The sequence below is a fragment of the Paraburkholderia terrae genome, assembly GCF_002902925.1.
GTDB classification, from domain to species: domain Bacteria; phylum Pseudomonadota; class Gammaproteobacteria; order Burkholderiales; family Burkholderiaceae; genus Paraburkholderia; species Paraburkholderia terrae.
Genome location: NZ_CP026113.1, coordinates 1,971,596 through 1,987,005 on the forward strand (window position 1 = coordinate 1,971,596; position 15,410 = coordinate 1,987,005).

A 15,410-nucleotide genomic window follows, 5' to 3' on the forward strand; every position below is an offset into this window, starting at 1 on the left:
CGTAGAAAGCAGTTACGCCTTGTTCTTGTTGTACACGTCGACGAACACTGCCGCGAGCAGAACGATGCCTTTGATAACCTGCTGATAATCCACACCGATGCCCATGATGGACATTCCGTTGTTCATCACGCCCATGATGAACGCGCCCACCACCGCGCCGACGACCTTCCCGACGCCACCGGATGCAGACGCTCCACCAATGAAGCATGCTGCAATGACATCGAGTTCGAACCCGGTGCCAGCCTTCGGCGTGCCGCTATTCAGACGAGCGGCGAAGATCAGCCCTGCCAATGCGGCAAGCACGCCCATGTTCACGAAAGTCAGGAAGCTCACTGCCGGCACGCTGACGCCTGAGAGTCGCGCGGCCTTCGCATTGCCGCCAACTGCGTAGATGCGGCGGCCGATGGTGGTGCGATTCATGATGAACGTGTAGACCCCAATCAACACACCCATGATGACGAGCACTGTGGGCAAGCCGCGATAGGACGCGAGCAGGTAGCAGAAGAACACAATCAGCGCCGTAAGGACGACATTCTTCGTCACGAACATGGAGAAAGAACTGCTCTCGACGCCATGTTTTGCCGCCCCAGCGCGATGCCGAAGTTCAATCACAAAGAAAAGCGCACCGACAAACACACCGAGGAGAATCGACGTGATATGAAGCGCCTGTCCGTGAAAGAGGTCAGGGATGAAACCCGAACTCATCGCGCCGAATGCTTCCGGGAACGGGCCAATGGACTGGCCCTGCAGCACGAGGTTTGTCAAGCCACGGAACACCAGCATGCCGGCCAGCGTCACGATGAACGAAGGCATCCGCCAGAATGCAATCCAGTAACCTTGCATAGCGCCGATCAGCGCGCCGGCTGCAATACAGATGATGGTCGCCCAAACATAGTTGACCTCGTACTGGACCATCAACACCGCTGCCAGGGCGCCCACCAGGCCCGCCGTCGAGCCGACAGAAAGATCGATGTGCCCCGAGACAATCACCATGAGCATGCCGAGCGCCATGATGACGATGTAGCTGTTCTGAAGCACCAGATTGGTCAGGTTGAGAGGCTGCATCAGCACGCCATTGGTCGCAATCTGGAAGAACACCATGATGATGACGAGCGACAGGAGCAGGCCATATTCGCTGCCCAGACGCTTGACCATTCCGAAGACTTCGCTGTTCTTGACCTCGCCGCCTTCGACGGCCACCGGAGAGAGTGCCTTACGCATTTTCGATGCCTCCATTTCGCATGATCGCTCGCATGATCTTTTCCTGCGAGACTTCTTCTGCGGTGAATTCGCCGACAAACCGGCCTTCGTTCATGACATAGACGCGGTCACACATGCCGAGAAGTTCGGGCATTTCCGAGGAAATCATGACCACACACTTACCTGCCGCAACTGCCTGATTGATGATGTTGTAGATCTCGTACTTCGCCCCTACATCGATTCCTCGCGTGGGCTCGTCAAGGATGAGCACCTCAGGTTCGGAGAACAGCCATTTGCTCAGCACGACTTTCTGCTGGTTACCGCCCGAGAGGTTGCCAACGACGTGGGTGACGCCTTGTGCGCGGATTCGAAGCTTCTTCAGAAATTCAGTCGCAACCGTTATCTCCTCGTGCTCATCGACGACACCCATCCTGGAGACGCCAGACAGGTTCGCGAGCGTGATGTTTCGCTTGATGTTGTCGTCGAGAAGCAGACCGTTGCCTTTCCGGTCCTCCGTCACGTATGCGATGCCCGCCTTGATGGCCTTCTGTACCGAGGAAACATCGACCTGCTTTCCATGCATCAGCACCTGGCCCGTGATGTCTTGCCCGTAGGTGCCACCAAAGACGCTCATCGCAAGTTCTGTACGCCCGGAACCCATCAGCCCGGCGATACCGACGATTTCACCCTTGCGCGCCGTCAGGTTCACGCCTTTGATCACCGCGCGGTCTCGCTGCGTGGGATGCTGGACACGCCAGTCCTTGACTTCGAAAATCACCTCGCCGATATTCGGCGTGCGCGGCGGATAGCGGTCGGACATTTCCCGGCCGACCATCGCCTTGATGATGCGGTCTTCGCTCACACTCTCCACACTGCAATCGAGTGCGTCGACCGTCGAGCCGTCGCGAATGACTGTGATACCGTCCGCGACGCGCGAAATTTCGTTGAGCTTGTGCGAGATGATGATTGACGTGACGCCACGCGCTTTCAACTCGAGCAGCAGAGTGAGAAGCGTGTCGCTGTCTTTCTCATTCAAGCTTGCCGTAGGCTCGTCGAGAATGAGCAAACGAACCTCTTTCGACAATGCCTTCGCAATCTCGATGAGCTGCTGCTTGCCAATCCCGAGCGTGCCGACGGGTGCGTCCGGCGAGTCCGTGAGCCCTACCTTCGCCAACAGTCCCTTGGCCTTTGCACGCGATACCTGCCAATCGATGATGCCGCGCTTCGACTGCTCGTTACCGAGAAAGATGTTCTCGGTAATCGAGAGCATCGGTACGAGCGCGAGCTCTTGATGGATGATGATGATGCCAACCGCCTCGCTATCGGAAATATCGGCGAACGCCCGTTCCTGACCGTCGTAAAGGACGTCGCCAGAATAAGAGCCGTGCGGGTACACACCACTGAGGATCTTCATCAGGGTCGATTTTCCGGCGCCATTTTCTCCACAAATGGCGTGAATCTCGCCCTGACGGACCCTCAGATTGACGTTATTCAGGGCTTTGACAGCGCCAAAGCTCTTCTGAATTCCGCGCATCTCCAGAATGGTATCCATGGTCAAATTCCTCTGATTGGTCACGCTCGGGGGCGCGCCTGCGTGAAGCGGGTCCCGCTAGAGAATCCCGCCACGCTGACGTTCCGATGCATTACTTGAGTTGGGCCTGCGTGTAGTAGCCGCTGGTGACCAATTCCGACTGGTAGTTAGCCTTATCGACCAGGATCGGCTTCACGAGGTAGGTCGGAACAACCTTCGCACCGTTGTTGTAGCTCTTCGTGTCGTTGATGGGCACCTGCTTGCCGCTCAATGCGTTGTCGACCATGTCCGCTGCGACGCCGGCCAGCTTGCGCGTGTCCTTGAACACCGTCGACGTCTGCTCACCGCGAACGATGTTCTTGACGTTCTGAACGTCCGCGTCCTGTCCCGTGATGATGGGCATTGCCTGTTGCCCCGAACCGTATCCCACGCCTTTGAGCGACGAGATAATGCCAATGGCCAGCGCGTCATTCGGCGCCCAGACCGCATCGAGATGGTCCTTGCCATAAAATGCGCTCAGCAAATTGTCCATCCGGGCCTGAGCGGTCGCGCCATCCCAGTTACGTGTGGCGACTTTTTCGAAGGCCATCTGTTTGCTCCGAATCACAAACTTGCCGCTGTCGATATACGGCTTCAGGACCGACATGCCGCCCGCGTAGACCATATGGGCATTGTTGTCGTCGCTGGACCCGCCGAACACTTCGATGTTGAACGGGGTCTTGCTGCCGGCCTTCTGCCAGGCGCTGACGATGCTCTGCGCTTGCAGAACGCCGACGCCGTAGTTGTCGAAAGTGGCGTAGTAGTCGACGTCCTTGGTCTGGCTAATCAGGCGGTCGTATGAGATGACCTTGATACCCTTCTTCTGGGCAAGCGCCAGCGCGTCCGAAAAGGTCTTGCCGTCGATAGGCGCAATGACGAGCGCCTTGACACCCTTCGCGAGCATGTTCTCGACCTGGTTGACCTGGGTCGGAACGTCGTAGTTTGCATACTGCAGGTCGGCCGAGTAGCCTTTCGCCTTCAGTGCGTCGACCATGCTTTTCCCGTCGGTAATCCAGCGGGATTCGGTTTTGTCCGGCAGCGAGATTCCAACCACGCCTTTCGCTTGAGCGAAAGCAGTACCGGAGGTTGCTGCAAAAGCTGCCGATGCAGCCAGAATGACCGCGACACTCTTCAAAATCTTCATGATGCTGTCTCCTATTTAGGAATCCGTATTTACATTTCCGGCTTATGAAGCGCGGGATAATACCTGGCTGATGCCGCGCGGGCATCAGCCTGTTTACCTGTTAGCCGATCAAGACCTCGGCACCCGCCTCTTTCGAAGAAGCGAACATGGCCTCGATGACACGACTGATGTTGTATGCCTGCGTGGCGGGCACAACCGACGGCGTGCCGTTGCGCAATGCATCGAAGAACGCAATCGACTCGCGGTCGAAGTACACCGGATTGCCGATTTCAGCGATATCGGGTGAATATTCCGTCTTTTTAGTCGCCCAGATTTCCGGGAAGCTGGTCTCTTGCCACTCGGTCCAGCCCTCCGGATGGTCGCCCTTGCCCGCGTCATAAATCTTGTAGCTCGCGGGCAGCGAGCGGGAAGACATGATGCCTTCCGTCCCGTAGGCGGTGATGTCCCAGCTTTCGGTCCACGGCAAAACGTCCCAGGACATGAAGTCGACGCTGACAATCTTGTCTTCGTAGTTCAGCACCGCGCCCGCCGCGTCTTCGCGAGATTCGTCGCCGTGGAAGTTAGGGAACTTCGTGATGCGGGCATTCACCGAACGCGGTACACCGAAGTGCAAAAGAATGCGGTCGATCAGGTGACAGCCAATAACGAAAACCGCACCACCGATATCGCCGGGTTGAGTCATGTGCGGGGTACCCGCCTCATCATGCGAGCACCCACCGTGTGCGCGCACCTGCACGACTTTGCCGAGACGGCCACTTTTGAGCGCGGTCTGCATGGCGTCGACGGAAGGCGCGAAGCGCCAGCAGTAGCCGACCTGGACGAGGCCGCCCGTGCGCTCCACAGAGTCAACGATACGTTTTGCGTCGGCCGAACTGCGGCCTGCCGGCTTTTCACACAATACAGCCTTGCCGGCTTCGAGCGCCTCGATGGTCAGGTCGGCCATCTTCTCGCTCTTGGAGTGGACGAGCACGACATGAACGTTCTCGTCTGCCAGGATGTCTTCCTTCGAACGAGCTTCGAGACCGAGCGCGTCGACGAACGGCGTCAGCAGCGGGCTCGTATCCCACGCACCGAGCATCTTCGCGTCGGTACGACGCTGGATAGCCTTGACTCGCCCGGACGTGTGCGGGTGAGTGATGCCAAGACATGCCACGCCGAGCGTTTCGTTGGGACCAATCTTTCGGGTCATGACTTATCTCCTCCGGATTCCTGGTTACACCTTGACGGCTTTGCCCGACAGCGCGGACTCGAGTGCCGCATCCGCCAGGCGCAACGCCTTCAGACCGTCCTGCACGGATGTCGGCAGCGGCGAATTCGTGTTCAGCGCATCGACGAAGGCTTCGAGCTCCGCCTTGTACGCAGCCTCGTAGCGCTCGAGGAAGAAGTTGAGCAGCGGCTCGCGAACGTCGGTCGCTTCCTTGGACCAGCGCCGAATCGTCGACGGTCGAAGATTCTCTTGAAGGAGCATTCCCTTCGAACCCGAGACTTCCATGCGCTGGTCGTAGCCGTACACGGCTTCGCGACAGCAGTTGATATGGCATTGCTTGCCCGACGCGGTCCGTAGCTGCACCATCACCGTATCGAAGTCGGTCAGCTTTTCGAGCGACTCGTCGATGAGGCGGCTGGCCATCGCCATTACCTCGACGGGCTCTTCGCCGAGCAACCAGCGCGCCATATCCAGGTCGTGGATCACCATGTCGCGGAAGATGCCGCCCGAGTGCTCGACATAGTCACGCGGAGGCATGCCCGGGTCGCGGCTCGAAATGATGACCTGGCGCACTTCGCCAACATCACCCGCGTCAATCGCGTTGCGGAATGCTTGCGACGTCGGGTCGAAACGTCGATTGAAAGCGAGCATGACGCGGCCACCCTGGCGCTCGACCTCATTTGCCGCGGCAAGCGACTTTTCCATGTCGAGGTCGATGGGCTTCTCACACAGAACAGCCTTGCCGCGCCTGACGGCTTCAAGCATGAACGTGATGTGCGTGTCCGTCGGCGTGCCGACGACGACCGCATCGATATCTTTGCGTTCGAGCACGCCCGCGGGGTCCGTCGAGGCTTCGCAGCCCAGACGGGTAGCCAACGATTTTGCTGCACTTTCAACCGGGTCTGCCACCACGACCAGTTGTGCATTCGGACTAGCGGCGACGTTGCCAGCGTGAATGCGACCAATGCGGCCGGCACCGAGTACGGCGATTCGAATCATGTGAGTCTCCAAAGATACTTTGTCGGTTAAGGTCAAGCGCTTCAGGCGGCAGTCGTACTTTTTGCCGAGAACTGCGCGATGGTGGAATCAAAAGCGCGCTTTGCCATCTCGTCGAGCGGGAATTTCCGGTGTACCTCGGAGATGAGTTCCACGCCGTAGTACGGGAGCGTGCAGCCTGCCTGCTCCAGCGCATCGACAAAGGCGGGACAGTCGCCTGCGCCTTCGCCGCAAAGCTGGCGGTTAAACGTCGAGTCGTCGAACAGCGAACCCTTGACCTGCGCGCCAACGTCGTCCATCTCCACGCCCTTGATGAAGCGCGCCGGGATTCGAGCGACCTCGCTATAAGGGCTGCCACCGCGAGCTACGTGCCAGTGGTCGACCATCAGGCCACCATTGGGCTGGTTGGCGCCTTCCGCAACGATCAGCGCTTCCGCGATGTTCCGGATCGGAGAGAAAGGCATGAATTCGATTGCTACCGTGGCATCAACGGTCGCCACGTCCTGGCAAAGTTTTGCGAATTCGTCGGTCATGCGGGCGAAGTCGGCAGGATTTTTGTCGAATGGGCTCGCGCCGACTTTCAGATTGCGCATGCCCAGTTCTCCACCGAGTTCGATGAAACGGCGACGGCAATCGTCCGACTTGGCACGCGCCTCGCCGTCGAAGTACCAGTCCATGAGAATTTCGAGCTCGAAGTACTTCATGCCTGTGTCGTCGAGAATGTTCTTGACGCCCGACAGCCCGTATTTCTCGATGCTGTACTCGAGGTCATCGAGGATGAGACCGATGCCGCTCCAGCCCGCACGCATTGCCGCTTCGCAGCGCTCACGAAGCGGGAACGGGCTAATTTCGCTCGATGCACACGGATAAACGTCGCCGGCGAGGGTCCAGTACGCAGCCAGCAATTCTTTCTTCGCGTTCATATGTAGTACTCCTGTGTCTCTCTATGTCATCGGTTTTTCGAAGGCACACACTGCATGCCAAACGACTAAGGAATTGCCCGCGTGTGCTTGCCGGACGTCGCAAGCGTGAAATCCCACGACACAGTCCAGAACGGCGATGAGAACCCGACGCGTTCACCCGCTTCCGGGTCGTCGATCTTCTTGAATTCGGCGATGAGTTCACGCTTGACACCGAACACTGCGTCTTCGGAAAGATATGGGCAGTCGGGCGTGAAGATGTGAGTGATGACCGGGTCAAAGCCTGACGCGGTCACGATGAAGTGAAGGTGAGCGGCACGATTCGGGTGCCGACCCATTGCGCCGAGGAGTTTCCCAACAGGACCGTCCGAGGGAATCGGATAATGACGGGGCTTGACGGACTTGAACCAGTAACGCCCTTCAGCATCCGACGCAAAAACGCCGCGCAGATTCGAATCCGGCTGAATGCCTTTCTGCTGCACATCATAGAAGCCGTCGTCGTTCGTCTGCCACACTTCGAGCTTCGCGTTCGGAATCGGGTTTCCCTCGATATCGGTTACCCGACCTTCGACAATCATGGGTTCGCCCTTACCATCCAGACAGATGTTCGCGCCGTTCGGATATTCGGGTGCGTTGGCAATGTAGAACGGACCCAGAATCGTATTCGGCGTAGCACCGCTGGGACGACGATGATTGATAGCATCGACCAGCATCGAGACGCCGAGAACGTCCGAGAGCAAGATGTATTCTTGCCGCCAGTCGGTACACATGTGACCTGTCTCCGTCAGGAAGCGGATAGCAGCCAACCACTCTTCGTGCGTCGGCTCAATTTCCTTGACCGCGGCATGCAGATGCCTGACCAGAACTGTCATGACCTGCCGCAGTCGCGCATCGATATGCTCACTCATACGGGCATTCACCACGTCTGCTGAGTGAGCTTCGTCGAAATAAGGCGAGTCCGACTGCAAGATCGATGAGGCTGGCTGCTGCATGGGGTGTCTCCGTCAATGTTTTCGTACAACCTGGAACCGAGTCTATATTCGTCGAACCCGGCAAAACAGAGCTGAAAAGGGAATCTCTTTCGCGGTTGGTGGGAAACTGAACCTAGGCGGAGTTCCATTGTGGTCGCTCACCGGATTACGCCGTCCAATGCCGCTCATATTCGTTCTGCTGGAAACGCTCCACGAGCGCGTCGATGAACAGACGGACCTTCACGGGCATATGCGTGCGGGTCTGGAAAGCAATGTTCATCGTGAGTCTGGGGAGGTCCCAGTCGTTCAACACGGGTATGAGGCGGCCGGCTTTCAGGTCGTCAAATACGATGTACTTGGGCTGCACGAGAATGCCCATGCCGTCCAACGCGGCAACTCTAAGTATCTGGCCGTCATTGGATTCAAGTAGCGGCTTGACCTTGACGACGACCGACTCGCCACATCGCTGAAAGGTAAGCTCTCGCGGATTGTCGGCGAGCCCATAGTTCAACAATCTGTGCCTTCCCAACTCTGCCGGAAACCGTGGTAAGCCATTAGCTTCGATGTATGAGGGAGCTGCAGCCAATATTCGCCGCGTCGAAGCAAGCCGCCGTATTGTGATGTTGCTGTCGGCTTCGAAGACCTTCGTGCGAACGGCAACGTCAATGCCATTCTCGATGATGTCGTAGTAGCGATTGGCTGCGATTACATCGACTGTGATTTCCGGGTAGCGCGCAGTGAATTCCGGAAGCATCGGAGCAATGTGCAACATGCAAAACGAAAGCGATGCTGTCACGCGAAGTACGCCACTTGGCCGTACGGTTGCTTCCTTGATTACCGACTCAGCTTCACCGAGGTCCGCCAGTATGGATTTGCAACGCCGATGAAACTCAGCGCCAGCGTCGGTGAGATAGAGGTTTCGTGTTGTCCTGCGCACCAACTGCACGCCGAGTCGACTCTCCAGCGAGATCAGGTAGCGGCTCGCCGCGGAGATAGATAGGTCCGTGACTTCCGCAGCCCGGCTGATACTTCCCGTTTCAGCAACTTCAACGAACAGCTGTAATTCCTTGAACTGGTCCATCCGGGTACACCATCCAGGTCATTTGCTCGATATCGGCAAGGCGGGTCTTGTCGATCAGCACATTTCAGAACGTCCTCGCCACCGGCGAATAGAAGACCGTCTTTTCAGCAATGCGAGAAGAGACATCTATCAACAATCCATCAATAAGAGGGATTACCCTGGATGGACGATCGTGTGCGAGGCTTAGAAATTTTTCGACCACTGCACATATGCTGGCCGATAACCCATGATGGACGGGCGAATGCGCCTGTAACATCCGTGTAAAGGGCTTTCCTGTCCCAGTGTTCGCGTCTCTCTCCATTGCGCCTCAAGCATAGTCGTTGAGGACGAGTCTGGAGTATCATTTATCCATCAATAATCCATCAATTCTGAGGTGCCATATGGCTCATCGCTTCCTTATCAAGGAGATCGCACTTCAGGCGGGGCTCGGTGTTGCCACTGTCGACCGGGTGCTAAATGATCGTGCCCACGTTCGTGAACACACCCGCAAGCGCGTTGAGCAGGCCATCAGGGAACTCGAGAAGCAGGAACTGCAACTCGCGACCACCGGGCGAAAGCTGATTGTTGATGTAGTCGTAGAAGCGCCTGCGCGATTTGCCGACGAGATAAGAAGCGCGCTCGAAGCCGAACTGCCGGTGCTACACCCTGCCGTCTTTCGACCGCGATTCCACTTGCGCGAGACGATGACAACAGATGAAGTCCTGGAGACGCTTCAGTCGATTGGACGACGAGGCAGCCATGGCGTGTTTTTGAAGGCACGCGACGTTCCCGAAATCGCAGAAGCGATAGGCGAGTTGCAACGGAGCGGTATTCCTGTCATCACGACCTTCACGGACGTCCCATTGTCAGGGCGCATTGCCTATGCCGGACTGGACAATCGTGTCGCCGGGGCCACCGCTGCATACCTCATTACCCAATGGCTGGCTCCCCAGCCGGGGAACGTTTTGATAACGATGAGCGACGAGCGCTTCCGCGGCGAAGAAGAACGTGAAATAAGCTTCCGGCGCGCGTTGAGGGCGCGTCAACCGCAGCTCACGTTGATCGATGCCAGCGGTGGTCATGGCCTCGACTCGCTCACTGAAGAGCGGGTTCTCAATGTCATCGCCACACACAAGAAAATCGACGCGGTCTATTCCATGGGAGGCGGCAACGTCGCCATTCTCAGAGCTATCGAAGCGAGACAGCAGTCGCCCGTTCGCTTTATCGGACATGACCTCGACAGGGATAACGTTCGACTTCTCCGAGAAGGCAAGATCCAGGCGATCTTGCATCACGAGCTTCGACAGGACATGCGCTCGGCATGCCAGCACGTCATGCATTTTCATAAACTCTTGCCGGCGTCGGCTGTATCGCCATCATCATCAGTGGTCGTCGTAACGCCTGAGAATATTCCAGAACACATTGCGAGCCGATTTCGTTGATGCCCAGCAAATGGGTTTGAGCGACGAGTGCCGCCCGAACCCTTTCTGCGCTGTCAGAACCGCGTTGCAATGCCGGTAATTACGCCGAACTGGCTTTTCCCGTAGTTCGGATTGGTACTGGTCGGACTGCCATTGATCGGGTCGTTATTGCTGTTCGGGCCATAGAGCCCACTGTCCAAACCGAGATTCGAGGTCGAACTGTTATGGAGGTAGGCTAGTTCGCTGTAAAGGAGCGTTCGCTTGGACAGCGAATAGTTTGCACCTAAGGTGTACAGCGTCCCGTTACCGTTGCCATGATTGGCGTTCGCGTGATACACGGCACCTGTCACCGCGAGTGCTGATGTCGTCTGCCAGATTGCGCCAAGCCATTCATGATTCACGCTGGTCGGCAACGTTGTACCGGCAGGAAGTCCGGGGGCGGCCGCCGTGCCGAAATACCCTGCATTGGATGCGTCGGGCGCACTCAGATGCTGGTAACCGAGTACGAGCAGAACAGGACCGATTGCATAGGTGGCACCTGTGAGAATCGACCGGGAGGCAAGATAGACATTGCTGAACTGTCCATTCGGATCGCGAACCTCGTCATACGTCGCCTGCCAGTAAAGACCGGCCGCCTGATACGACAATTTGATGCCATCAGAACGCCCCTGCGCGCTGCCTAGACCGCTCGACGTGCCCAGTTGACCCGGCGCACTACCTGGGTTGCCGGCGTTCCACTTCGTAGAGTTTGTCAGGTCATACTGACCTTGCAGCGTAAAGCCAGCAATTTTCGGCGACAGATATTCGATGCCGTTGGCCGCCTGAGAAAAAATCCGGCCCCGCACCAGCGTCCCGATCGCGTACTTCTTTGTCTCCTGCGGGTCGACATCCCCCGAATACTGGCTGATTTCAGCTGAGCCCATGTTGCCGGCCTTCACCTGGCCCCAGGTCTCATTACGCAGCCCTACTGTCGCTTGACCCTCGAAGAAGCTGCCGTTTGCAAATGTGCCGTTTTGCGTATTCAGGCGCGACTCGAGCTGGAAAATCGCCTGAGTACCGCCGCCAAGGTCTTCCGCTCCCTTAAGGCCGAAGCGGGACTGGGCCCAACCTCCACTCTGCGCACCAAACACATGGCCTTTGGGGAGTCCGGTCTCGTATTGAAGGCCGTTGTCAACGATACCGTACAGCGTGACGTTGCTACTCTGCGCGCTTACCGATGCGGTCGCTGTTAGCGCGACAAGTCCACAGAATATCTTTCTCATCTCTCCTCCATTAGTAGTAGTCCTACCTTACATCTTTGATTTTGTAGTTCGTTCGACTCGGCCGACGAGTCCTCACTCTTTTCCTTGGCAAGAGGGCACGCAGAACATGTCCGCGCTCAAGCCTCAAGGCGTGCCCGATGCCTGGCCCGGATAAATGCCTGCGACAGATGGGCCGTATAAGCGTCACCGTGACGCGACACAGTCCACAGGGAGATGGCGACTTCCCGAAACGATCTGGATGTGACGACAGAACCAGGAACTTAGCGGTTCAGTTCGTGCAAGGTTGGAGCGAGTGTATATTTGCCGAACTCTGCAAAACAGAGCGGAAAAGGGAATCTCTTTCGCAGCCAGTGGGAAGGTCGCTCGTTCTTGCGTTGAGTGCCTTGGTCTCGGCTCGCATCGATGAAACCGGGTTTCCACACGGACTTACAGTCAGAGAAGGGACGGGGAATCGCGAAAGCGCTTGCGTCGCGAGGCATGCAGGTGACCGGTAGACAGGAATCCAGGAGTGTTTCGCCAGAACACTGGAGATACTCGAAAAAGCAGCGCGCCAGGCGCAAAACCCCAACACGCCCGTATCGGGCGTGTTGGGGTTCGACATACAGCGGCTCCGCAAGCGTGTGAAGATGCGCGGACGGACGCCGCCCACTTCCCCGCTAGTTCAGCCGCTTCAACTGACCATCGTCCGCATACCAGTCGACAGTCTTGCCAGTGGTGTTGATCGTCACCGCGCGCGGCTCACTGAACTGATCGAACGATTCAATGCCCGTCTCGCGTCCGACGCCACTGTTCTTAAACCCGCCCCACGGCGATGCAGGATCAAGCCGGTGATGATCGTTCACCCACACCATGCCGAACTCGAGCTTGCCCGCAACCCGATGCGCACGTGCTACGTCCTGCGTCCAGATGGAAGCAGCAAGACCGAACTGCGTGCCGTTGGCGATACGGATCGCATCGGCTTCGTCTTCAAACGGCATGACGACGGTGACGGGCCCAAACACCTCGTCCTGGCCAATCTCCGATTGCGGGCTGGCGTCATGGATCACCGTCGGCTCGAGAAAGTAGCCCGACGTCAATCCTTGCGGCACGCGTCCACCCGTCAGCACTTTCGCGCCCGCCTCCTTCGCGCGCTCGAGCATCGCCAGAATGCGTTGCCTCGAACGATCCGAAATTACAGGCCCAAGCTGGGTCTTGGCATCGGCAGGATCGCCGACTCGAATGCCCACCGCCTTCAGGCGGAAACGTTCGAGAAACTCCGCGTACATCGACTTCTGCACGAGGATGCGCGCGCCGCACACGCAGGTTTGCCCGGCACCGATGAAGGCCGCGAACGCCGCGCCGTTCACCGCGCGCTCGATGTCGAAATCATCGAACAGAATCACCGCGCCCTTGCCACCCAGTTCCAGCGTGGTCAGCGCGAAATTGCGCGCCGCCGCCTCGCCGATCGTGCGGCCCACTTCCGTGCCGCCCGTGAACACGACCTTGCGGATGAGCGGATGCCGTGCCAGCGCCGCGCCCGCTTCGCGCCCTTCGCCGTTCACCACGTTGACGACGCCCCTGGGCACGCCCGCTTCCTGCAACAGCTTCACGAGCCGGACGGTTGTCAGCGGCGTCTGCTCCGATGCCTTGATGACCACGCTATTGCCCGTCGCAAGCGCGGGCGCAAGGCTCTTCGAAAGAATCATCAACGGATGATTGAACGACGTCATCAGCGCGACCACGCCGAGCGGCACACGCTGCGTGTAGCACAGGTACGGTCCTTCAATGGGAATCACGTCGCTGCGGCGCGTGAGGGCGAGCGCGGCGAAGTACCGGTAGAACTGCGGCAACCGCGAAATCTGCGCGCGCGTTTCGGAGATCGGGCGACCGTTGTTCAGTGTCTCCAGCTTGTAGAACTGTTCGAGATCCGCTTCGAACAGATCGGCAAAGCGGTTCAGCACGCGCGCGCGTTGCTGGATCGGCATGTCGCGCCACGCGCCGCCTTCGAAGGCACGGTGCCCCGCCTGCACCGCGCGGTCGACGTCGTTCGCCGACGCAGCCGCCAGTGCGCCGATCACTTCGCCCGTCGCGGGATTGACAATATCAAGCGTATGGTTCTTCTCGGCATCCGTCCATTCGCCGTCGATCAACAATTGTGCGTCGTAGTGCTGGGTGTTCGTCGTATCCATTGCGTCATTCCTGTTTGTTCACTTGAGAGGCGAAGCGTGCGCGTCGGCATGAAGCGCGTCGCGCGCGAGTGTGTCTTCCGGCTGAAGATCTTCGAGGCGTTGTCCCGTCGGCTCGACGCCGAGCCATGCGACCACCACGATCTGCACGGCGAGCAGGCCGATCATCAAGGCAAGCACGCCGACGACACCGTGCTGCGCGAACAGCGCCACCACGATGAACGGCGTCACGATGGTTGCGCCACGCCCAAGCGTGTTGCAGACGCCAGACGCGCGCAGCCGCACTTCGGTCGGAAAAAGTTCGGGCACATACACGGCGAACAGCAGCGCGACCAGCACGTAGATGGGAATGGTCAACAGCAGCCCGACGATAGGCAGAATCACAGGGCTCGTGATGAACGGGTACATCGCGCCGAACAGAATCGCCGCGAACGACGAGCCGATGATGGTCGGCTTGCGGCCCCATGCATCCGCCGTGAGCGCGCCGATTGCGGAGCCGATTGGCGCACCGAGCGACATCACGAGCGCAAAGCCGAACGACTTCGCGATACTGAAGCCCTGATGCACGAAGAACGTCGGCAGCCAGGTCACGAAGCCGTACAGCAGCGTGTTGATGACCACCAGCGTCACGCAACCGACGATCATCCGCTGCAGCATCGCGCCGCTGAAAAGCGAACCGAACGTGAGCACTTGCGGCGCGGTTGAGCCTGCTTTCATCGAAACGGGAGCCGGCAGCGGCTCGCCACCTCGCGCCGCCGTCACTTCGGCTTCAATGCGACGCAGGATCGCGTCGGCTTCGTCGTGCCGTCCGACGGAATCGAGCCAGCGCGGCGACTCGGGCAAGGCCTTGCGCGCATACCAGACGCCGAGCGCGCCAAGTCCACCGAGCACGAACATCGCGCGCCAGCCGAACGATGGAATCAGCAGCAAGCCGATCAGCCCCGCGACAGGCAATCCCGACACCACGAAGACAGCCATCAGGCCCTGCAGCCTGCCGCGCTTTTGCGGTGGCACGAATTCGGTCAGCGTCGAGTAACCGACCACGTTTTCCGCGCCGAGGCCGAGTCCCATGACGAAGCGGCACGCGATCAGCACACCCATGTTCGGCGCGAGCGCCGCACCGAGCGACGCCAGTCCGAATACCGCAAGGTTCGCCTGATAGGTGAACCTGCGCCCGAAGCGGTCGCCGAGAAAGCCGGTTCCCAGCGAACCGAGCATCATGCCGAGAAAAGTCAGCGACACGAACAGCGCATTCTGTCCGAGCGTGGAGAAGCCGCTCTTGAGCGTCGCACCGAGCACCGTCGACGCCACGTAGATATCGAAACCATCGAAAAACATGCCAATGCCGATCAGCCACATGATGCGCCGGTGAAATCCCGACATCGGCAAGCGGTCGAGCCTTGGCCCTGCGTTGACGTACATGTCTGTCTCCTGTCGACGTGTCAAAGTCGCGTGACGTCCCCGTTCAGTGACGCACGCGCCGTAGCACGTCGT

At 58.5% G+C, this 15,410-nt stretch carries 12 protein-coding genes; 1 reads left to right on the forward strand and 11 read right to left on the reverse strand.

The window, feature by feature from the left end; all coding sequences use genetic code 11:
* Nucleotides 1-12: 12 nt before the first annotated feature.
* The 8 genes from mmsB to C2L65_RS38570 all read right to left on the reverse strand — a co-directional run bounded on the left by mmsB (nucleotide 13) and on the right by C2L65_RS38570 (nucleotide 9,089).
* A complete protein-coding gene (gene mmsB / locus C2L65_RS38535; protein WP_427910210.1) occupies nucleotides 13-1,236 on the reverse strand; it encodes a multiple monosaccharide ABC transporter permease in 1,224 nt (407 codons plus the stop codon).
* Entirely contained in the window at nucleotides 1,214-2,752 is a 1,539-nt protein-coding gene (gene mmsA, locus C2L65_RS38540) for a multiple monosaccharide ABC transporter ATP-binding protein (protein WP_042305460.1), read from the reverse strand. The genes mmsB and mmsA overlap by 23 nt, the downstream gene beginning before the upstream one ends.
* Before the next feature lie 91 nt (nucleotides 2,753-2,843).
* Complete coding sequence (chvE, locus tag C2L65_RS38545) at nucleotides 2,844-3,914, reverse strand: multiple monosaccharide ABC transporter substrate-binding protein (protein ID WP_042305459.1); 1,071 nt, start codon at nucleotides 3,912-3,914, stop codon at nucleotides 2,844-2,846.
* 100 nt (nucleotides 3,915-4,014) lie between these two features.
* The gene (locus C2L65_RS38550; RefSeq protein ID WP_042305458.1) at nucleotides 4,015-5,103 is read right to left on the reverse strand and encodes a Gfo/Idh/MocA family protein; all 1,089 of its coding nucleotides are present in this window, start codon (nucleotides 5,101-5,103) and stop codon (nucleotides 4,015-4,017) included.
* Nucleotides 5,104-5,127: 24 nt separating this feature from the next.
* The gene (iolG, locus tag C2L65_RS38555; protein WP_042305457.1) at nucleotides 5,128-6,120 is read right to left on the reverse strand and encodes an inositol 2-dehydrogenase; all 993 of its coding nucleotides are present in this window, start codon (nucleotides 6,118-6,120) and stop codon (nucleotides 5,128-5,130) included.
* Nucleotides 6,121-6,161: 41 nt separating this feature from the next.
* Nucleotides 6,162-7,022: a sugar phosphate isomerase/epimerase family protein gene (locus C2L65_RS38560; RefSeq protein WP_233446649.1), complete on the reverse strand. Its 861-nt coding sequence runs from the start codon at nucleotides 7,020-7,022 to the stop codon at nucleotides 6,162-6,164.
* An 83-nt stretch (nucleotides 7,023-7,105) separates the two neighbouring features.
* Nucleotides 7,106-8,029, reverse strand: a complete 924-nt coding sequence (locus C2L65_RS38565; RefSeq protein ID WP_103254649.1) for an intradiol ring-cleavage dioxygenase — start codon at nucleotides 8,027-8,029, stop codon at nucleotides 7,106-7,108.
* A 145-nt stretch (nucleotides 8,030-8,174) separates the two neighbouring features.
* Nucleotides 8,175-9,089, reverse strand: a complete 915-nt coding sequence (locus C2L65_RS38570; protein ID WP_042305455.1) for a LysR family transcriptional regulator — start codon at nucleotides 9,087-9,089, stop codon at nucleotides 8,175-8,177.
* A 380-nt stretch (nucleotides 9,090-9,469) separates the two neighbouring features.
* On the opposite strand from C2L65_RS38570, the gene C2L65_RS38575 reads away from it, so the two are divergent.
* A complete protein-coding gene (locus C2L65_RS38575) occupies nucleotides 9,470-10,510 on the forward strand; it encodes a LacI family DNA-binding transcriptional regulator (protein WP_042305454.1) in 1,041 nt (346 codons plus the stop codon).
* Nucleotides 10,511-10,563: 53 nt separating this feature from the next.
* On the opposite strand, the gene C2L65_RS38580 is transcribed toward C2L65_RS38575, so the two are convergent.
* The 3 genes from C2L65_RS38580 to C2L65_RS38590 form a co-directional block, all read right to left on the reverse strand.
* A complete protein-coding gene (locus C2L65_RS38580; RefSeq protein WP_042305453.1) occupies nucleotides 10,564-11,751 on the reverse strand; it encodes a porin in 1,188 nt (395 codons plus the stop codon).
* Nucleotides 11,752-12,407: 656 nt separating this feature from the next.
* The gene (locus C2L65_RS38585; protein ID WP_042305452.1) at nucleotides 12,408-13,919 is read right to left on the reverse strand and encodes an aldehyde dehydrogenase; all 1,512 of its coding nucleotides are present in this window, start codon (nucleotides 13,917-13,919) and stop codon (nucleotides 12,408-12,410) included.
* 18 nt (nucleotides 13,920-13,937) lie between these two features.
* On the reverse strand, nucleotides 13,938-15,338 hold the full coding sequence (locus tag C2L65_RS38590; protein WP_042305451.1) for an MFS transporter: 1,401 nt from the start codon (nucleotides 15,336-15,338) through the stop codon (nucleotides 13,938-13,940).
* Nucleotides 15,339-15,410 lie beyond the last annotated feature (72 nt).